Source organism: Herbaspirillum sp., from assembly GCF_017744395.1.
Lineage (GTDB): Bacteria > Pseudomonadota > Gammaproteobacteria > Burkholderiales > Burkholderiaceae_D > Herbaspirillum.
Genome location: NZ_JAGIBI010000002.1, coordinates 573,822 through 593,278 on the forward strand (window position 1 = coordinate 573,822; position 19,457 = coordinate 593,278).

The 19,457-nt window shown below is 63.2% G+C and carries 14 protein-coding genes, 1 tRNA gene and 1 riboswitch; of the genes, 8 read left to right on the forward strand and 7 right to left on the reverse strand.

Translation table 11 applies throughout. From position 1 onward, the window contains the following. Positions 1 to 193: 193 nt before the first annotated feature. Positions 194 to 541: a hypothetical protein gene (locus J7548_RS08570; protein ID WP_290973175.1), complete on the reverse strand. Its 348-nt coding sequence runs from the start codon at positions 539 to 541 to the stop codon at positions 194 to 196. On the opposite strand from J7548_RS08570, the gene J7548_RS08575 reads away from it, so the two are divergent. Together J7548_RS08575 and ssb are read left to right on the forward strand one after the other, a co-directional pair. After that, a complete protein-coding gene (locus J7548_RS08575) occupies positions 498 to 1,694 on the forward strand; it encodes an MFS transporter (RefSeq protein ID WP_290973177.1) in 1,197 nt (398 codons plus the stop codon). The two genes, J7548_RS08570 and J7548_RS08575, sit on opposite strands and share 44 nt — an antisense overlap. Positions 1,695 to 1,720: 26 nt before the next feature. Further along, positions 1,721 to 2,221 (forward strand): single-stranded DNA-binding protein, encoded by a 501-nt coding sequence (ssb, locus tag J7548_RS08580; protein ID WP_290973179.1) that lies wholly within the window; start codon positions 1,721 to 1,723, stop codon positions 2,219 to 2,221. A gap of 88 nt (positions 2,222 to 2,309) precedes the next feature. On the opposite strand, the gene J7548_RS08585 is transcribed toward ssb, so the two are convergent. The 3 genes from J7548_RS08585 to J7548_RS08595 form a co-directional block, all read right to left on the reverse strand. After that, positions 2,310 to 2,768 carry a DUF1810 domain-containing protein gene (locus J7548_RS08585; RefSeq protein WP_290973181.1) on the reverse strand — a complete coding sequence of 153 codons (459 nt, stop codon included), beginning with the start codon at positions 2,766 to 2,768 and terminating at the stop codon, positions 2,310 to 2,312. A 197-nt stretch (positions 2,769 to 2,965) separates the two neighbouring features. After that, positions 2,966 to 3,042, reverse strand: a tRNA-Arg gene (locus J7548_RS08590). Between the two features lie 62 nt (positions 3,043 to 3,104). After that, the gene (locus J7548_RS08595) at positions 3,105 to 4,721 is read right to left on the reverse strand and encodes a glucan biosynthesis protein D (RefSeq protein WP_290973182.1); all 1,617 of its coding nucleotides are present in this window, start codon (positions 4,719 to 4,721) and stop codon (positions 3,105 to 3,107) included. Between the two features lie 237 nt (positions 4,722 to 4,958). Continuing rightward, positions 4,959 to 5,168: riboswitch (yybP-ykoY riboswitch) on the forward strand. A gap of 10 nt (positions 5,169 to 5,178) precedes the next feature. Here J7548_RS08595 and J7548_RS08600 point away from each other — a divergent pair. Then, on the forward strand, positions 5,179 to 5,754 hold the full coding sequence (locus J7548_RS08600) for a TMEM165/GDT1 family protein (protein WP_290973184.1): 576 nt from the start codon (positions 5,179 to 5,181) through the stop codon (positions 5,752 to 5,754). A 105-nt stretch (positions 5,755 to 5,859) separates the two neighbouring features. Here the strand turns inward: J7548_RS08600 and J7548_RS08605 are convergent, their stop codons facing one another. Continuing rightward, on the reverse strand, positions 5,860 to 6,927 hold the full coding sequence (locus tag J7548_RS08605; RefSeq protein ID WP_290973186.1) for a type II asparaginase: 1,068 nt from the start codon (positions 6,925 to 6,927) through the stop codon (positions 5,860 to 5,862). Positions 6,928 to 7,405: 478 nt separating this feature from the next. Between J7548_RS08605 and J7548_RS08610 the strand changes: the two genes are divergently transcribed. Then, a complete protein-coding gene (locus J7548_RS08610) occupies positions 7,406 to 8,908 on the forward strand; it encodes an AMP nucleosidase (protein WP_290973355.1) in 1,503 nt (500 codons plus the stop codon). Positions 8,909 to 8,996: 88 nt separating this feature from the next. Here the strand turns inward: J7548_RS08610 and J7548_RS08615 are convergent, their stop codons facing one another. Then, the gene (locus J7548_RS08615) at positions 8,997 to 10,223 is read right to left on the reverse strand and encodes a YbfB/YjiJ family MFS transporter (protein ID WP_290973188.1); all 1,227 of its coding nucleotides are present in this window, start codon (positions 10,221 to 10,223) and stop codon (positions 8,997 to 8,999) included. 164 nt (positions 10,224 to 10,387) lie between these two features. Between J7548_RS08615 and J7548_RS08620 the strand changes: the two genes are divergently transcribed. After that, a complete protein-coding gene (locus tag J7548_RS08620; RefSeq protein WP_290973190.1) occupies positions 10,388 to 11,251 on the forward strand; it encodes a LysR substrate-binding domain-containing protein in 864 nt (287 codons plus the stop codon). Between the two features lie 376 nt (positions 11,252 to 11,627). Here the strand turns inward: J7548_RS08620 and nhaR are convergent, their stop codons facing one another. Then, positions 11,628 to 12,542 (reverse strand): transcriptional activator NhaR, encoded by a 915-nt coding sequence (gene nhaR, locus J7548_RS08625; RefSeq protein WP_290973192.1) that lies wholly within the window; start codon positions 12,540 to 12,542, stop codon positions 11,628 to 11,630. A gap of 139 nt (positions 12,543 to 12,681) precedes the next feature. On the opposite strand from nhaR, the gene J7548_RS08630 reads away from it, so the two are divergent. The 3 genes from J7548_RS08630 to J7548_RS08640 all read left to right on the forward strand — a co-directional run bounded on the left by J7548_RS08630 (position 12,682) and on the right by J7548_RS08640 (position 19,385). After that, the gene (locus tag J7548_RS08630; RefSeq protein ID WP_290973194.1) at positions 12,682 to 13,647 is read left to right on the forward strand and encodes a TerC family protein; all 966 of its coding nucleotides are present in this window, start codon (positions 12,682 to 12,684) and stop codon (positions 13,645 to 13,647) included. Between the two features lie 145 nt (positions 13,648 to 13,792). Then, positions 13,793 to 14,515: a transposase gene (locus J7548_RS08635; RefSeq protein ID WP_290973196.1), complete on the forward strand. Its 723-nt coding sequence runs from the start codon at positions 13,793 to 13,795 to the stop codon at positions 14,513 to 14,515. A gap of 193 nt (positions 14,516 to 14,708) precedes the next feature. Further along, positions 14,709 to 19,385 (forward strand): glutamate synthase-related protein, encoded by a 4,677-nt coding sequence (locus J7548_RS08640; RefSeq protein WP_290973198.1) that lies wholly within the window; start codon positions 14,709 to 14,711, stop codon positions 19,383 to 19,385. Positions 19,386 to 19,457: the final 72 nt, after the last annotated feature.

The following is a 19,457-nucleotide window of genomic DNA, read 5'->3' on the forward strand; positions in this document are numbered from 1 at the left end:
GCGGCGCTTGGCCGGCTGACAAGAAAAACAAAAAATCAAAGCTTGGGGACAGGTACGGGCCGACAATGGCCGCTGCAGTTGTCCGCCCAGGCTTTCCCCCTGCAATACCGAGAATGTCGAGCGATTGCTTCTTTTTCTTGGCGACAGTTATTGCTTAGGGGTAACGCGAATATGCATCGCGCGCCGGCGGCTTTTATGAATGGTGCAGAAAAATGAGCAAGGCCGTATTTTTACATAAAAATTTATGAACAATCCCGAGTTCAGCCGTGCGGGGATGAATTTTTCCTGAAGACAAAATGAAGTGTTGGCGGAATGCCGCACGTGGACGGATGCCGATTCGAATAAGCGCTATTGATCCCCGTTGGCTGGGACTTGCGCCGATGCTGTTACCATAACGCTTTCGTCTTGTAGCAAGCGCGCAGCAGGAACGACGCGCAGCCGCCATTTTCGTCATGACCCAGCCCGTTACCTTATCCGCACAGTCCGAAAAATCCGGCATGTCGCGCGCGGAAGTGCGCGCCAGCGCGTCGCTGGCGTCCATCTTCGCCTTGCGCATGCTGGGCCTGTTCCTGATCCTTCCGGTGTTCGCCGTGTATGCCCGCGGCTTGCCCGGCGGCGACAACGCGGCCATGGTCGGCCTGGCGATGGGGATCTACGGGCTGGCGCAATCGTTCGGCCAGATTCCGTTCGGCATCGCCTCGGACAAATACGGCCGCAAGCGCATCATTGTCATCGGCCTGGCGCTGTTCGCGCTGGGCTCCTTCATCGCTGCGGCGGCCGACAGCGTGGCCTGGGTCATCGCCGGCCGCGCGATCCAGGGCGCCGGCGCGATCTCCGCCGCCGTCACCGCCTTCATCGCCGACTCCACCCGGGAAGAGCATCGCACCAAGGCCATGGCCATGGTCGGCGCCTCGATCGGGCTGACGTTCGCCATTTCGCTGGTCGCTTCGCCGGTGCTCTACCGGCTCATCGGCATGGGCGGTATCTTCGGGCTGACCGGCGTGCTGTCGCTGCTGGCCATCGCCGTGGTGCTGTGGGTGGTGCCGGATGCGCCGATGATCAAGGCCGGCCGCGTGCCGTTCCGGGAGGTGCTGCGCCATGGCGAGCTGATGCGGCTGAACTTCGGCGTGTTCACGCTGCACATGACCCAGCTGGCCATGTTCGTGGTGCTGCCGGGCGCGCTGGTCCAGTATTCCGGTATTCCGGTCGATGAGCACTGGAAGATCTACCTGCCGGTGGTGCTGGCTTCGTTCGTGCTGATGCTGCCGCCGATCTTCGTCGCCGAGCGGCATGGCCGCATGAAGCAGGTATTCATCGGCGCCATCGCGCTGTTGCTGCTGGTGCAACTTGGTTTCTGGGCCGCGCTGTCGCACCCTGTCACGCACTGGTGGGTATTGGTGGCGCTGCTGTTCCTGTTCTTTGTCGCGTTCAATATCCTGGAAGCCTCGCAGCCTTCGCTGGTCTCGCGCATTGCGCCGCCGGCCGCCAAGGGCGCGGCGCTGGGCGTCTACAACACCTTGCAGGCGCTGGGACTGTTCTGCGGCGGCGCCATGGGTGGCTGGCTCAAACAAAATGTGAGTACGTCGGCAGTGTTCCTGTTGTCGGCTGCGGTGACCCTGTCCTGGCTTATAATCGCGGCTAACATGAAAAACCTGCCGCGGCGCGGTGCGCATGCGGCAGGTGCAACTGCCTAACAGTCATCAGTAATCCAGGAGAAACAATGGCCTCGGTCAACAAAGTCATCATCGTCGGCAACCTCGGGCGCGATCCGGAAACACGCTACATGCCGAACGGCGAAGCCGTCACCAACATCGCCGTCGCTACGACCGAAAGCTGGAAGGACAAGAACTCCGGCGAGAAGAAAGAGCTCACCGAGTGGCACCGCATCACCTTCTACCGCAAGCTGGCGGAAATCGCCGGCCAGTACCTGAAGAAGGGCTCGCAAATCTACGTCGAAGGCCGCCTGCAGACCCGCAAGTGGCAGGACAAGGAAGGCGTCGAGCGCTACACCACCGAAATCATCGCCGACACCATGCAGATGCTGGGCAGCCGCCAGGGCGGCGGCGGTGGCGGTTCCTCGATGGACGACGGCGGCTACGGCGGCGGCAGCCCGGCGCCGCGCCAGAACATGGGTGGCGGTGGCGGCAGCGCTCCGCGCCAGCAGCCGGCTTCGCGTCCTGCGTCGAATTTCTCGGACATGGATGACGATATCCCGTTCTGACCGTTGCGGATCGGCTTGCCGGTTTCGGCAAGAAAAACGGAAACCCGTGAATTATTCACGGGTTTTTTATTGGGCGAACGCCAGGGGATCAGCCGGAGCGCCGCTCTTGCCGACCGCCCAGTAATTCCAGCGTGGCGCGGTCATGCCGGTGGGCGAAGTACTGCCCCAGGGCATCGGCGAATTCGGGCTGCGTTGGCGCTGCCTGTGCGAATAGCGTCATTGATGAGTGGAATTTGATGTCGTCGGGATCGCCGAAGATGTCGTGGGCGCAACGTTGCGGGTCTTTCTGGCGTACCGCCAGCACGAGCTGTGTGCATTCGATCAGCCGGGGCCCGAGGATGGGGTGGCGCAGGTAGGCCCGCGCTTCGTCGAGGGAGCGGATCGCATAATGCCGCGCTGTCTCGCTGCGGCCCAGCCCGGCGAGTTGCGGGAAGATAAACCACATCCAGTGGCTGCGCTTTTCCCCCGCAAGCAGCTCTGCGATGACGTGCTCGAACACCGGCGCCTGGGCGTCGACGAAGCGTTGCAGGGAATAGGGATCTTGCATCGCCGTTCCTGTCCGGGAGAGGGAAGGGGAGGAAGGTTTTCATTATGGCCACTGCCGCGCGCTTTTCAAGGTCGGATAATTTCCCAATGCGGCGTCAGTGTTGGAGAGGGCCGGCGGCCGGCATCGCGTATAGGCCGTGGCGCGGATGGGCCCGGAAATAGAAAAAGGGCCCATCTGACGATGGACCCTTTTGCATTTGGTGCGGCTGGCAGGAATCGAACCCACGACCCCTTGGTTCGTAGCCAAGTACTCTATCCAGCTGAGCTACAGCCGCGTAAGGAGCGAGATTATATAGGCAATTCAAAAAAATGGGCAAATTTTTTTTAATATGTCTCATCAATACACCGGACTGGTCTTGAACGGGTGGTACTGGAACAGCCAGGTCTCGGTCAGCGCCTCGCCTTTGTCGCGCAGGAACAGGCGCATGTCGACCGGTTCGTCGCCATCCACCGCCAGGTCGAACTGGGCGCGCCAGTGGCCTGCCACGCCGTCGGGGACCGGTTCGGTGAAGATGTAGGAGAAGTTGCCGCGCGAGGCGCTCAGCACAGCTTCCGGCCTGGCGCCGAAGGGCAGTTTTTCCAGCGGCGCGCCTTTGAACTCGACCATGAACTTGCGCACATTCGGCGGGCGCGGCTGTCCCGGCTGGCCGCCGTTGCCCAGGCGCGTGGCCACGCAGCGCGCCAGCGGGGTGGGGAAGGGCTCGTCCTTCTGCCAGTACAGGCGATAGCGCAGGCGGTAGCTGCTGCCCGCGACCGCCTTGGCCTTGGGTACCCACATGGCGACGATGTTGTCGTGGATCTCGTCGTCGGTCTTGATCTCGATCAGTTGCACCGTGCCTTCGCCCCAGTCTTCCAGCGGTTCCACCCACAGGCTGGGCCGGCGCTGGTACATGACGCCGTCCTGGTAATGGTCGAAGTCGCGGTCGCGCTGCAGCAGGCCGAAGCCATGCAGGCTGCTGCCGGCGAAGGCCGAGGCCATGGTATGCGGCGGATTGTTGAGCGGGCGCCAGACGTGCTCGCCGTTGCCGCTCCAGATCGCCAGGCCGTCCGAGTCGTGTACTTCGGGGCGCCAGTCGACGCCGGCGCCTTTGACCGCTTCCGAGAACCAGTACATCGAGGTGGCCGGGGCCAGTCCCAGGCGTTCGACGTCGCGGCGCAGGAACAGCGACTTGTCGATTTCCATGGTCACGCCTTCGGCGCGGCGCATCGTGAACCGGTACGCGCCGGTGACGCTGGGGCCTTCCAGCAGCGCATAGGCCACCACGGTATCGCTGTCCGGCGCCGAGGGTTCGAAGAAGAAATGGGTGAAGTCGGGAAATTCCTCTTTCTTGTCGGCGATTGCCGCGTCGATGGCGATGCCGCGCGCCGATAGCCCGTATTGGTACTGGTCGCCGATGGCGCGGAAATAGGAGGCGCCGAGGAAGGCGATCCAGTCGTTGCGGCGCCAGTCCTTTTTCTGCTGGTCGGCAAGGCGGCTTTCCTGGAAGCGGAATCCGGCGAAACCGCTGCCGGCCGGCAGCTTGTGGGCGGGGCTGTCGGCCGGCATGTCGAAGTAGCGGTCGTCGTACAAAATCTCGCGCGCGCGGGTGGGGGCGTTGCCGGGGCCGTCCAGGATATGCATGCGCACCGGCACCAGGAAGAACTTGCCGAGGTGGAAAAATGTCAGCGGAAACTGGCCCGGGCCGTTGGCGAACGGCGCGTAAGCGGTATTGAATTTGATCTTGCCGTGCGCTTCGTAGTCGATCTGGCCGAGTATGTCGCGCGGGACCTTGTTGCGCGGGTTGTATGGGGTCTTCGCCATGTCGCGCGCGCGGGCCACCAGCGCATCGAAGGAGAAGGCTGCGGGCGCCCCCATCCTGATCCGCCCGGCGGCCATCGCTTGCGGCGGGATGCCCAGGGCGGCCAGTGCGGCGGCTGCGGTAGCGGAGGTCAGGAAGCGGCGTCGATTCGGCATGGGCAGGCGTTCTTGCAGTTTGTTGTCGGGAGTACGGGGCACGAAGGGCGCCATGCTGCGGCGCATTCGTTCCGGCCATGCCATTAAAGAGTTGCCGCCGGAGGCGATGGTTCCGCCGTCGGCGGGGCGGGCCGCGAAGTTCAGCGCTTGTCTGACGCGCCGTGTGGGAAATGAGGGGGCGGGCGCCTTGGCGCGAAAAATTCGCCGGGCGCATGGACTCGGCAATCCAAAGTCAGTACAATGCGCGGGTCATTGGGGAGTAGTCGCCCTTCGCCTGAGAAGGGGCCCGCGTCAACATACTTGATCCACAGATCATGGCGCCGGCGGTTCCTGGGAATGCATCCTTCAGCGGGATGTGTTCCTCGCTTGACAAGACCTTTGACCACGAAGCCTCCGACAATGGCCGGGGAGCGCGCGTGGTCATTCGTTTTAGTCCGGCCATGGAGAGAAAAACCCAATGGATGCATTCCTTGTTTCCACAGGCATCGTCGCACTCGCCGAAATCGGCGACAAGACCCAGCTGCTGGCCTTCATCCTGGCCGCCAAGTTCCGCAAGCCCGTTCCCATCATCGCCGCCGTCCTGGTCGCGACCATCGCCAACCACGCCTTTGCCGGCGCGCTGGGCGCGTGGATCACTTCGCTGCTGTCTCCTGAAACCCTGCGCTGGGTGCTGGGCGTTTCCTTCATCGCGATGGCGGTGTGGACGCTGATTCCCGACAAGTTCGATGAAAGCGAAGCCAGGTTCGGCCGCTTCGGCGTGTTCGGCACGACCTTGCTGACCTTCTTCCTGGCCGAGATGGGCGACAAGACCCAGGTCGCCACCGTGGCGCTGGCGGCGCAATACCATGCCTTCGTGCCGGTGGTGGCCGGCACCACGCTGGGCATGATGATCGCCAACGTGCCGGCGGTGATCCTGGGCGACCGCATCGCCGGCAAGATCCCGGTGCGCGTGGTGCATGCGATCGCCGCGGCGATCTTCGCCATCCTGGGCGTGGCGACCTTGCTGGGCGCAGGAAAATCGCTGGGATTCTGAGTTAGCTGGCCGGATAAGAAACAGCCCGCTGCATTTGCATGCAGCGGGCTGTTTTTATTGCGCCTCCATGAAGCGGCGGCCTGTCCGGCGCGCCGCCCTGGCGGATCAATATTCCCAGAACATCTTCTGGATTTCCTTGGTGTCGGTGGTCTTGGTCAGCGCCAGCATCAGCAGGATGCGGGCCTTTTGCGCGTTCAGCGTATCGGAGACGACGAAGTCCAGCTTGTCGTCGTCGGCTTCGCCGTTGCGCGCCACGATGCCCTGGCCGACACGGCTGGCGCGCACGATTACCACGCCCTTCTTGCGGGCTTCGGTCAGCGACGGCACCACGGTGTTGTTCAGGCTGCCGTCACCCACGCCGGCGTGGATGATGCCTTGCGCGCCGGCTGCCACGAAGGCGTTGAGCGCGATCGGGTTCATGTTGGCGTAGCCGTAGACGATGTCGACTTGCGGCAGCTTGTCCAGGTTGCTGACGTCGAACGGGGTGTCAGCGGTGTTCTTGCGGGTCGACTGGCGATAGAAGAACGGCTTGCTGCCCTGGATGTAGCCCAGGAAGCCCAGTTCCGGCGTCTTGAAGGTATCCAGCGTCGAGGTGTTGGTCTTGGTCACTTCACGGCCGGCGTTGATCTGGTCGTTCAGGGTGACCAGCACGCCCTTGCCGATGGCTTCCTTGCTGCCTGCCAGCAGGACGGCGTTATACAGGTTGATCGGGCCGTCGGCGCTGATCGCGGTCGACGGGCGCATGGCGCCGACGATCACGACCGGCTTCTTGCTCTTGACCACCAGGTCCAGGAAGTAGGCGGTTTCTTCGATGGTGTCGGTACCGTGGGTGATCACGATGCCGTCGACATCGCTCTGCGCCAGCAGGGTGTTGACGCGCTTGGCCAGCTTCAGCCAGTAGTCGTTGTTCATGTTTTCGCTGGCGATCTGGAAGACTTGTTCGCCCTTGACGTTGGCGACCTTCTTCAGCTCGGGCACGGCGGCGATCAGCGCGTCCACGCCGACCTTGGCGGCGGTGTAGCCGACCGTGGTGGTGCTGGTGGCGCCGGTGCCGGCGATGGTGCCGCCGGTCGCCAGGATGACGACGTTAGGCAGGTTTTGCGCTTGTGCGACGGCGGTTGCAGCCAGGCAGAGCAGGACCAGGATATGGCCGAGGAATTTTCTTGCGAGCATGTGTGTGCCTCTGTAGGTATGTTGGGTGTTTTTATGACTCCGATAAGCCGGTGTGGATCGGTTGGCCGGCGAGCCGTGTGGGCTTCGGAGTCTGCAAGATAGCACTCGGCTGTGCCGCGATCAAAGTTTTTTTTAATGGATTTTGGGCATGCACCGGCAACGGGAACGGATGCTCTTGGATGGTGTGCGGCAAGCACTGTTGCAGAGCAAAAATGCTGGACCTGTCCAGGATTTCCGGCCTCGATGCCGGTGTTTGGGACTGGGGGCGTCAAGCCCTATGGAAGAATTCCACGATAGCACCGAACCCGCGGTTGGCAAAGGGAATGAAAGGGGGATGTTGCGCCGCCAGATCGGCGCCGATGCAGAAGCGCCGACTCGGGTAATATCGGAGGTGCACACAAGGATTTTCAATCTCCGGCAATGGCCGGTAAAAGCCGCACACCGGTTGTGCTGCGTGCGGCAATGATGGAGAAAGATGATGTTTGCCACCGAAAAATTCACCGACCCCGAAGCCGCGTATGCGCGCGTGCTTGAAATCTACGAACGCAACACTTCCATCCTGCGCGATGCCTTCCGCAAGTTCTCGTCCGGAGCGGTCCTGGAGCAGCGCGTGCGCGCCTGCTATCCCTTCGTGCGCATCACGACCGAGAAGACGGCCCATACCGATACCCGCCAGTCCTTCGGCTTCGTGGCCGGCCCCGGCTGCTACGAAACCACGCTGACCCGGCCGGCGCTGTTCCGCAATTACCTGCTGAGCCAGTTCAAGCTGGTGCTGGAAAACCACCAGGTGCCGCTGGAGATCGGCGTGAGCGATCTGCCGATCCCGGTGCATTTCGCTTTCCCGGAGGGCATCCACGTCGAAGGCAGCCTCGATCCGGAGCACTTGCGTTCGCTGCCGGACGTGTTCGACCTGCCGGATCTGGCGGCCATGGACGACCGCATCGTCAACGGCACCTATGAGGTCGACAACGGCGCCTGGCGCGACGGCGTGCATCCGCTGGCGCTGTTTACCGGACCGCGCGTCGATTATTCGCTGCATCGGCTGCGCCATTACACGGCCACTTCGCCGGACCAGTTTCAGCGCTACGTGCTGTTTACCAACTATGCGTTCTATGTGGACGAGTTCGTGCGCCTGGGGCGCAAGCTGATGGAACCTACCGACGATCCGCAAGAGCGCGCCTACCGCCAGCAATATGTGGCCTTCGTCGAACCGGGCAACGTCACCACCTGGAGCGCCAACCAGGAAGGCGGCGGCGCCCAGCCCGCTTCGGGCGTGGCGCCGGCGCGCCAGCCGCAGATGCCGGCCTACCACCTGCAGCGCGCCGACGGCAGCGGCATTACGCTGATCAATATCGGCGTGGGGCCGTCCAATGCCAAGACCGTCACCGACCATGTGGCGGTGCTGCGCCCGCACGGCTGGCTGATGCTGGGCCACTGCGCCGGCCTGTCGGCGTCGCAGCGCATGGGCGACTACGTGCTGGCGCACGCCTATGTGCGCGACGACCACGTGCTGGACGACGACTTGCCGCTGTGGGTGCCGATCCCGGCGTTGGCCGAGGTGCAACTGGCGCTGCAGGATGCGGTGGCCAGCATCACCCAGCTCAAGGGATACGAGCTCAAGCGCATCATGCGCACCGGCACGGTGGCGTCGGTGGACGACCGCAACTGGGAGCTGCGCGATCACCGCCTGCCGCTGCTGCGCTTTTCCCAGAGCCGCGCCATCGCGCTCGACATGGAAAGCGCCACGGTGGCGGCCAACGGTTTCCGTTTCCGCGTGCCTTACGGCACCTTGCTGTGCGTGTCGGACAAGCCGCTGCATGGGGAGATCAAGCTGCCCGGCATGGCCAACAGCTTTTATGAGCAGCGGGTGGCGCAGCACCTGCAGATCGGTATCCGCGCGCTGGAGCTGCTGCGCACCAACGGCATCGAACAGTTGCATAGCCGCAAGCTGCGCAGCTTCGCCGAACCGGCGTTCCGCTGATGCGCCGTCCGGGCTCCAGGCCCGGATGCGAAAACGCCCGCTGCATCGTCTGCAGCGGGCGTTTTTGTTGGGGGCTTCGGCAGCCTGGTCAAGCCGCCTTGCTGGCCAGCTTGTGGCTCAGCGTCAGCCGGTAATAGAGCAGGGCGCCGAGCAGCAGGGCCGCCACCGCCACGCACAGCGATGGCGTGAACGAGCCGCTGCTGCGCACCAGGGCGGTCGCCAGCGGCGGGCCGGCGATCTGGCCGATGCCGTAGGCGGCCGTCATCAGCCCCATCAGGCTGCTGGCTTGCGCCTGGCGCAGGCGGCGCGCCTCGCGCATCGCAAACAGCGTGATGGCGGTGAACGGCAGGCCCAGCAGCAGGCAGCTCAGCGCGAAGCCGATGGCGTTGGGCAGCAGGATAGAGAGCGCCACGCCCGCGGCTTGCATGACGTAGCTGCAGGCCAGCAGCCGGCGCTGGTCGCCGTGCACCGGCAGGCGCGTCGCGCCGAAGGCGCCCAGCGCCACGCCGAAGCCGAAGATGGGCCAGAAGAAATCGGGCCAGTTCGACCCCGGCAAGGCCTGGCGGGCGATCACCGGAAGGAAGGTGGCAGTGATGATGTAGCCGAAGCCGGCCATGCCGTAGGCGATCACCTGCTGGCGCACCTCGCGCTTTTGCTCCGGGGATCCCTGCCGGAGGTTGTCGGCGTGGGCGGTGGACGCGCCGTTTTGCGCGTGGCCGGCGTCGAACTGGAAGGTCTTCCAGATCAGGCCCGTCAACAGCAGCGAGATGAGGCCGAACGCAATCCATCCCGAGGCGGCCAGCCAGCCGGCCGTCACCATGGCGCCGGTCAGCAGGCCGCTGACGGCGATGCCGATGCCGGGGCCGCAGAAGATCACGCCGCCCAGTTCGGGATGCTTCAACTGCGTCAACTGCTGCAGGCACCAGCCGGCGGTATAGACGAACACATAGGCGCTGGCGACGCCCGAAAGAAAGCGCAAGCCCAGCCACACCGCATCGTCGTGCAGCAGCCCCATGCCCAGCGTGAGCAGGATGGTGGCGACCAGGCCGCCGCGTATCAGCGGCACCGGCTTGTCGCTGCGGCGCAAGGCGCACAGCATGGCGCCGATGAAATAGCCCAGGTAGTTGGCGGTGGCCAGCCAGCCGCCCATCTGCAGGTTGAGGCTGCCTTCATGCAGCATCATCGGCAATAGCGGGGTGAAGGCGAAGCGGCCGATGCCCATGGCCACCGACAGGGCCAGCATGCCGGCCAGGCAGACTTTCCAGGCGGTGGCGCGGCCGGCTTGCGGCGTTGGGTTGGGGGCGGCGGCGTTCATGTGCGAGATCTCGGCTCGGCGGCAAGATGGCGGGGATGGTTTCGGCTGCGATGGCGATTCATGGCGGGCGAATATTCTTATTGGGAAGGGGCTCCATGCTATCTTGTTTCATGCATTCGAAAAAATGAATAATAAGAATGACTTCATCTTGAATGGAGAATGATATGGAACTGGCCGAGCTGGAAATCTTCCGCGCCGTGGTGGCTGAAGGCGGCATTACGCGCGCCGCGGAACGCCTCAACCGCGTGCAATCCAACGTCACCACGCGCATCAAGCAGCTGGAGGAATCGATCGGCGTGCCGCTGTTCGTACGCGACCGCCGCCGCATGGTGCTGACCGCCGCCGGCGAGGCCATGCTGGATTACGCCGAGCGCATCCTCGACCTGGTGCAGGAGGCGCGCCAGGCGGTCGCGCCGCAAAGCCCGCGCGGGCGCCTGCGGATCGGTTCGATGGAGAGCGCCGCGGCCAGCAGGCTGCCGGTGCCGCTGGCCGAATTCCACAGCCGCTGGCCGGAGGTGCGGCTGGAACTGTCGACCGGCCCGACCGAGACGCTGATCGCCCAGGTGCGCGACTTCAAGCTCGACGCCGCGCTGGTGGCCGGCCCCATCGACGATCCGGCCTTCGATGCCACGCCCCTGTTCAAGGAAGAGCTGCTGCTGGTGGCGCCCAAGAGCCACCGCCGGGTGCGTTCGCCCGAGGATGTCGTGCTCGATACGCTGATCGTGTTCGAGCAGGGCTGCGCCTATCGCCGCCATGCCGAGAGCTGGTTCCTGGCCGCCGGGAAGGGGCGGCGGCCCGGCCGCACGCTGGAGTTGGCGTCTTACCATGCCATCCTGGCATGTGTGGCCGCCGGCGCCGGCGTGGCGGTGGTGCCGCGTTCGGTGATCGATATGCAGAGCGAGCCGCACGGCTTTTCGACTTATTCGCTTGGCAAGGATGGACGCATCATCACTTATCTGATCAGTAGGCGAGAGCAGCATTCCTCGTCTTTTCTGGCGTTGCGTTCTTTACTTATGGCTCGTGTTTGATATATTGAAATCAGCGATGGAGGCAGCGGTTCGCTTCGTATCTACGTCATATGAAGATGGCGTAACAATTTGTAAAAAACACTGCGGCCCAACACTGTTTTTTTTATATTGAAGTTCCCCCTCCATTCTCTCCCCCGAGAATGGGATTTGCCCCACGGACTGCAAAGGACGTGGGGCCTTTCTTTTGCATCTTCCCTTTTTTTTCTTCTTCGAAACCCGCAGCAGGACTGGCTTTGCGAGGAATGCGCAAAATGTGCGCGACAACATCGGGCATGTCGGTTCCCGTTGCGCGGGAGGATTTTCATCTTGTCTCCACTCCATCCGGATTATCCGTGCGGCAAGCCGGGAGCAGCGCTTTGCTTGTGTATCTGCAAGCTTATCGGCGCGAGCTGCCGATGATGAGGTTGTCGCGCGCCGCGGATTGGATGGCGAGCACGGCCGGGTGCGTGAGCTTGCGTTCTACCGAGATGGCGTAGAACTGTTCCCTGACGGCATCCGTCTTGCCTATTTCCACCAGGCCATATTGCTTCTTGATCTGCGCGGCGATGGCGGCGGGCGCGGCAAAGATGCCGGCGCCGGCATCGCCGAAGGCCAGCAGCAGGGCGCCGTCGTCGAATTCGCCGGTGATTTGCGGGCGGATCCTTTCCTTTTCGAACCAGCGCAGCAGGCGTGGACGCACCGCCGCATCCTCTCCCGGCATCAGGAACGGCGCGCCGTCCAGGCTGTGCGGGAATCCCTTCTTGTAGCGCCTGGCCAGTTCGGGCGTGGCGAAGAAGCTGGTATCGCACTCGCCCAGCAGGTGGTGGTAGCCGCGTACGTCGACGTTGGCCGGCATCGGGCTGTCGGCGATGACGATGTCGAGACGATGGATGGCCAGGTCGGCCAGCAGCACGTCGAGTTTGCCTTCCCGGCAGACGATACGGATCGGTTCCTGCATCGCCAGCGCGGTTTCCAGCAGCAGGTAGGCGATCGCCTTGGGGACGGCGTCGGCCACGCCCACGCGCAGCTGCAGCGCACGGCCGCCGGGGCGGAAGCGCAAGGCTTCTTCCAATTCCTCGCCGATGGTGAAGATGCGGTCGGCGTAATCGAACACCATGCGCCCTTCGTCGTTCAATTCCAGCCTGCGCCCGACGCGGTCGAACAGCTGGTATCCCAGGTTTTCCTCGAACAGCGCCAGCTGGCCGCTGACGGTTTGCGCCGTCAGGTGCAAGCGTTCGCTGGCGCGCGCTACGCCGCCGGCCTTGGCGATGGTCCAGAAATAATGGAGATGCTTGTAATTGAGCGAGGCCATCTTGGGATCGTCGTATCATCGGTTTTTCCGATGAATTATCTCAGAATATTCGAATTTTCATTCATATCGTTTTTCCCTAAAGTGACGCTGTTTACGGTCGGACTACGGCCGGACGGCCAACAATGGAAAGGGGAAAAACGTGAACGGCGTTGAGAGTTTCGCAACCGGGCCGATGTGGCTGGGTTTCATCGTATTTGTGCTGGGCATGCTGGCGCTGGATATGTTCGCCCTGGGCGGACGCCAGGCGCACCGCGTCTCGCCCAGGGAGGCGCTTGGCTGGTCGCTGGTATGGGTGTCGCTGGCGCTGCTGTTCGCGGGCGCGCTGTGGTGGTACCTGGATGTGAACGTGGGGCGCGAATTCGCCAACCAGAAGGGGGCCGAATTCCTTTCCGGCTACCTGATCGAGAAGGCGCTGTCGGTCGACAACATCTTCGTGTTCCTGATGATCTTCGGCTACTTCGCGGTGCCGCCCGAGATGCAGCGCCGCGTCCTGCTGTATGGCGTGTTCGGCGCAATCGTGATGCGGGCGGTGATGATCCTGCTGGGCGCCTGGCTGATCGCGCAATTCAGCTGGATCCTGTACCTGTTCGGCGCTTTCCTGGTCTTCACCGGCGTGAAGATGCTGCTGTTCGCCGACAAGGAGGCCGACCTGGGCGACAACCCGCTGCTGCGATGGCTGCGCAATCATCTGAAGATCAGCAAGGATTATGACGGCGAGAAGTTTTTCACCGTCCAGAACGGCGTCAAGTACTTCACGCCGCTGATGCTGGTGCTGCTGCTGATCGAGATATCCGACCTGATCTTCGCGGTGGACAGCATCCCGGCCATCTTTGCGATCACCAAGGACCCGTTCATCGTCTTCACCTCGAACATGTTTGCGATCATGGGCTTGCGCGCGCTGTACTTCCTGCTGGCCGACTCGGCCGAGCGCTTCCACCTGCTCAAGTACGGCCTGGCGTTGGTGCTGCTGTTCGTCGGCGTGAAGATGCTGGCCGCTTACTGGTTCCACATTCCGGTGGTGTGGTCGCTGGCGGTGGTGGGGGCGATCCTGCTGGTGTCGATCGTCCTGAGCCTGCTGTTGTCGCGGAAGGCCAAAGAAGTCTGAGTGGTGGGCGAGTTGGCATTGAAGCGGCCGGAGCGATCCGGCCGTTTTTTTTTGTGCAAGTGGCCAGCGGCAAATGTCTTGCAATAATTGGGGACGGAGTGGATTAGAATATCGCCTCCCTATCCAGTATTGAGCGAATCGTCCCATGGCCCGTCTTCCGCGTCTTGTCGTTCCCAACCATCCCCACCACGTCATCCAGCGGGGCCATGACGGTTTGGTGATTTTCCGCGACACGGACGATCACCTTGCCTTCCTCGGCTGGCTGAAAGAGGCCGCGCGCCAGTTCAAGGTCGCGATCCATGCGTATGTCCTGATGCCCGACCATCTGCACTTGCTGGCCACGCCGGCCGACGACCAGGGGCTGGCACGGATGATGCAATGGATAGGACGCCACTACGTCCCCTATTTCAACCAGAAATACGGACGCAGCGGCACGCTGTGGCAGGGGCGCTACCGGGCCACCGTGATCGATGCCGAGCCCTACCTGCTGGCCATTTGCCGCTACATCGAGCTCAATCCCGTGCGCAACGGGCTGGCAAGCGCGCCCGGGGAATATCCGTGGTCCAGCTATATGCATCATATTGGTGCCAAGCAGGATGGCTTGATCACCGACCATCCGATGTATTGGTCGATTGGCAACACGCCGTTCGATCGCGAGATTGCCTACAGGCAATCGATCGAAGACGGTTTGGCGCAGGAAGAGGTCGCGCGTATTACGGACGCCACACTCAAAGGCTGGGCGCTCGGAACCGACGCCTTCAAGCTGGCGCTGGAACGCCAGACGCAGCGCCGGGTCAGCCCGGCCAAGCGCGGGCGGCCGGCTATTGTGCGGCCGCTGCCGGATGCCGAAGGAACGCAGGAAGAATAGGTCGGAGCGATATCGAAAAATAAAGTTGCTGAATCAATGACTTAAGTCGAAGTCTTTTACTTTGTCCCTAATTTAAAAATCACAAAAATAATGAGAGTATTAATTTAACTCAGACCCTATTTATTCTTGTTGAACAATTAGGTGCGCTGCACTATTCTTCAAATCCTTACTGTCAATGTGGTGGAGTACCGTTATGCACGCGCAAGGCCTTTACGACCCAGCCAATGAACATGACGCCTGTGGCGTCGGTTTCATCGCCCACATCAAGGGCAAGAAGTCCCATTCCATCGTTGACCAGGGTTTGCTGATTCTGAAGAACCTGGACCACCGGGGCGCGGTTGGCGCGGATCCGCTGATGGGCGACGGCGCCGGTATCCTGATCCAGATCCCCGACCAGTACTACCGTGAAGAGATGGCCAAGCAGGGTGTGGACCTGCCGCCTCCGGGCGAGTACGGCGTGGGCATGGTGTTCCTGCCCAAGGAAAACGCTTCGCGCATCGCCTGCGAACAGGAAATCGAACGCGCGGTGCTGGCCGAAGGCCAGATCGTGCTGGGCTGGCGCGACGTGCCGGTCGACCGCGACATGCCGATGTCGCCCACCGTGCGCGAAAAAGAGCCGGTGATCCGCCAGATCTTCATCGGCCGCGGCCCGGACATCATGGTGACCGACGCGCTGGAACGTAAGCTCTACGTGATCCGCAAGTCATCCGGCCACGCCATCCAGGCGCTGAACCTGCTGCACGGTAAGGAATTCTTCGTGCCCTCGATGTCGGCCCGTACCGTGGTCTACAAGGGCCTGCTGCTGGCCGACCAGGTCGGCGTGTATTACAAGGACCTGCAGGATGAGCGCTGCGTCTCGGCCCTGGCCCTGGTGCACCAGCGTTTCTCCACCAACACCTTCCCCGAGTGGCCGCTGGCCCACCCGTACCGCCTGATCGCCCACAACGGCGAAATCAACACCGTCAAGGGCAACTTCAACTGGATGCGCGCCCGCGAAGGCGTGATGCAGTCGGCCGTGCTGGGCTCGGACCTGAAGAAGCTGTTCCCGCTGATCTATGAAGGCCAGTCCGACACCGCCAGCTTCGACAACGCGCTGGAACTGCTGGTCATGGCCGGCTACCCGCTGCCGCAGGCGATGATGATGATGGTGCCCGAAGCCTGGGAAAACCACACCGCGATGGACGACAACCGCCGCGCCTTCTACGAATACCACGCCGCCATGATGGAGCCGTGGGACGGCCCGGCCGCGCTGGCCTTCACCGACGGCCGCCACATCGGTGGCACGCTGGACCGCAACGGCCTGCGCCCGGCGCGCTACATCGTCACCGACGACGACCTGGTGGTGATGGCTTCCGAATCGGGCGTGCTGCCGATTCCCGAATCCAAGATCATCCAGAAATGGCGCCTGCAGCCGGGCAAGATGTTCCTGATCGACCTGGACGCCGGCCGCATCATCGACGACAAGGAACTGAAGGACACCTACGCCAACGCCAAGCCGTATAAGCAGTGGATCAACTCGGTGCGCGTCAAGCTCGACGAGCTCGCGGACGAGCCGCGCGAACCGTCCTCCAAGCTGGCGCTGCTGGACCTGCAGCAAGTGTTCGGCTACACCCAGGAAGACACCAAGTTCCTGATGGCGCCGATGGCCACCGGCGGCGAAGAGGCGATCGGTTCGATGGGCAACGACTCGCCGCTGGCGGTCATGTCCAACAAGAACAAGACGCTGTACAACTACTTCCGCCAGCTGTTCGCGCAAGTGACCAACCCGCCGATCGACCCGATCCGCGAAGCGCTGGTCATGTCGCTGGTGTCGTTCATCGGCCCCAAGCCCAACCTGCTCGACACCAACAACATCAACCCGCCGATGCGCCTGGAAGTGTCGCAGCCGGTGCTGGACTACGACGACATCGCCAAGCTGCGCAACATCAGCAAGCACAGCGGCGGCAAGTTCAAGTCCTATGAACTGAACATCTGCTATCCGGTCGCCTGGGGCAAGGAAGGCATCGAAGCGCGCCTGGCCTCGCTGTGCGCCAAGGCGGTGGACGCCGTCAAGTCGGGCCACAACATCCTGATCATCTCGGACCGCAAGGTCGATGCCGACCAGTTGCCGATCCCGGCGCTGCTGGCCACTTCCGCGATCCACCAGCACCTGGTCAGCAAGGGCCTGCGCACCTCCACCGGCCTGGTGGTGGAAACCGGCTCGGCCCGCGAAACGCACCACTTCGCCCTGCTGGCGGGCTATGGCGCCGAAGCCATCCACCCGTACCTGGCGATGGATACCCTGTCGGAAATGGCCAAGGGCCTGCCGGGCGACCTGTCGCCGGAAAAGGCTATCTACAACTTCCAGAAGGCCATCGGCAAGGGCCTGATGAAGGTCATGTCCAAGATGGGCATCTCGACCTACATGTCCTACTGCGGCGCGCAGATCTTCGAAGCCATCGGCCTGTCGAAGTCGCTGGTCGACAAGTACTTCAAGGGCACCGCGTCCAACGTCGAAGGCATCGGCGTGTTCGAAGTGGCCGAAGAAGCGCTGCGCCTGCACACCGCGGCCTTCAGCGCCGACCCGGTGCTGGCCAACGCGCTGGACGCCGGCGGCGAGTACGCCTTCCGCATCCGCGGCGAAGAGCACATGTGGACGCCGGACGCGATCGCCAAGCTGCAGCACTCGACCCGCTCCAACAGCTACAACACCTATAAAGAGTACGCCCAGCTCATCAACGACCAGTCCAAGCGCCACATGACGCTGCGCGGCCTGTTCGAGTTCAAGATCGACCCGTCCAAGGCGATCTCGATCGATGAGGTGGAACCGGCCAAGGAAATCGTCAAGCGCTTCGCCACCGGCGCCATGTCGCTCGGCTCGATCTCGACCGAAGCGCACGCCACACTGGCCATCGCGATGAACCGCATCGGCGGCAAGTCCAATACCGGTGAAGGCGGCGAAGACGTCAACCGCTACCGCAACGAACTCAAGGGCATCCCCATCAAGCAGGGCGCGACCCTGGCGTCGGAAATCGGCCGCGACGTGATCGAAGTCGACATCCCGTTGCAGGAAGGCGACTCGCTGCGTTCGCGCATCAAGCAGGTGGCGTCGGGCCGCTTCGGCGTCTCGGCCGAGTACCTGATCTCCGCCGACCAGATCCAGATCAAGATGGCGCAGGGCGCCAAGCCGGGCGAAGGCGGCCAGCTGCCGGGCCACAAGGTGTCCGACTACATCGCCAAGCTGCGTGTGTCGGTGCCGGGCGTGGGCCTGATCTCGCCGCCGCCGCACCACGACATCTACTCGATCGAAGACCTGGCGCAGCTGATCCACGACCTGAAGAACGTCAACCCGCGCGCTTCGATCTCGGTCAAGCTGGTGTCCGAAGTGGGCGTGGGCACCGTGGCCGCGGGCGTGGCCAAGGCCAAGTCCGACCACGTCGTGATCGCCGGCCATGACGGCGGCACCGGCGCATCGCCTCTGTCCTCGATCAAGCATGCCGGTTCGCCGTGGGAACTGGGCCTGGCCGAAACCCAGCAGACGCTGGTGTTGAACGGCCTGCGCAACCGTATCCGCGTGCAGGCCGACGGCCAGATGAAGACCGGCCGCGACGTCGTCATCGGCGCCATGCTGGGCGCCGACGAGTTCGGCTTCGCCACCGCGCCGCTGGTGGTCGAGGGCTGCATCATGATGCGCAAGTGCCACCTGAACACCTGCCCGGTGGGCGTGGCCACGCAAGATCCGGTGCTGCGCGCCAAGTTCTCAGGCAAGCCGGAGCACGTGGTCAACTTCTTCTTCTTCATCGCTGAAGAAGCGCGCCAGATCATGGCCCAGTTGGGCATCCGCAAGTTCGACGAGCTGATCGGCCGCGCCGACCTGCTGGATCGTTCCAAGGCGATCGCGCACTGGAAGGCCAAGGGCCTGGACTTCTCCCGCATCTTCCACCAGCCGGAATCCTCGGCGCCGGTGTACCACACCGACGACCAGGACCATGGCCTGGACAAGGCGCTGGACCACAAGCTGATCGCGCAAGCGCAGATCGCGCTGGAAAAGGGCGAGAAGGTTTCCTTCATCTCCCCGATCAAGAACCTGAACCGCACCGTCGGCGCCATGCTGTCGGGCGAAGTGGCCAAGCGCTACGGCCATGAAGGCTTGCCGGACGATACCATCCACATCCAGCTGCAAGGCACCGCAGGCCAGTCGGCCGGCGCCTTCCTGGCGCACGGCGTGACGCTGGACCTGGTGGGCGAGGGCAACGACTACGTCGGCAAGGGCTTGTCGGGCGGCCGCATCATCGTGCGTCCGAACACCGAGTTCCGCGGCCGCGCCGTGGACAACATGATCGCCGGCAACACCGTGCTGTACGGCGCGATCAATGGCGAAGCCTTCATCAACGGCGTGGCCGGCGAGCGCTTCGCGGTGCGTAACTCCGGCGCCATCGCCGTGGTGGAAGGCACCGGCGACCACGGTTGCGAATACATGACCGGCGGCACCGTGGTGGTGCTGGGCAACACCGGCCGCAACTTCGCAGCCGGCATGTCGGGCGGCATCGCCTACGTCTACGACCCGGACGGCGATTTCGCCGGCAAGTGCAATACCTCGATGGTGGCGCTGGACAAGGTCCTGTCCGACACCGAGCAGGAAGCCTCTGTCGGCCGCAACGTCTGGCACAGCCTGGAACGCGGCGGCGAGCGCCAGACCGACGAAGCGATCCTGCGCGGCTTGATTGAACGGCACTTCAAGTACACCGGCAGCACGCGCGCGCGCTACCTGCTGGACAACTGGGCGGCATCGCGCAGCAAGTTCGTGAAGGTATTCCCGACCGAATACAAGCGCGCGCTGGCTGAACTGGCCGCCGCTGCCGAAACGAAGAAGGAAAAGGTCGCCGCCTGAGCGGCGGTCTTTTCGGACCAATCAAGCACGCCGACGGGCGCCGCGGAATTGAATCGCCGCCCGTCGCATCCT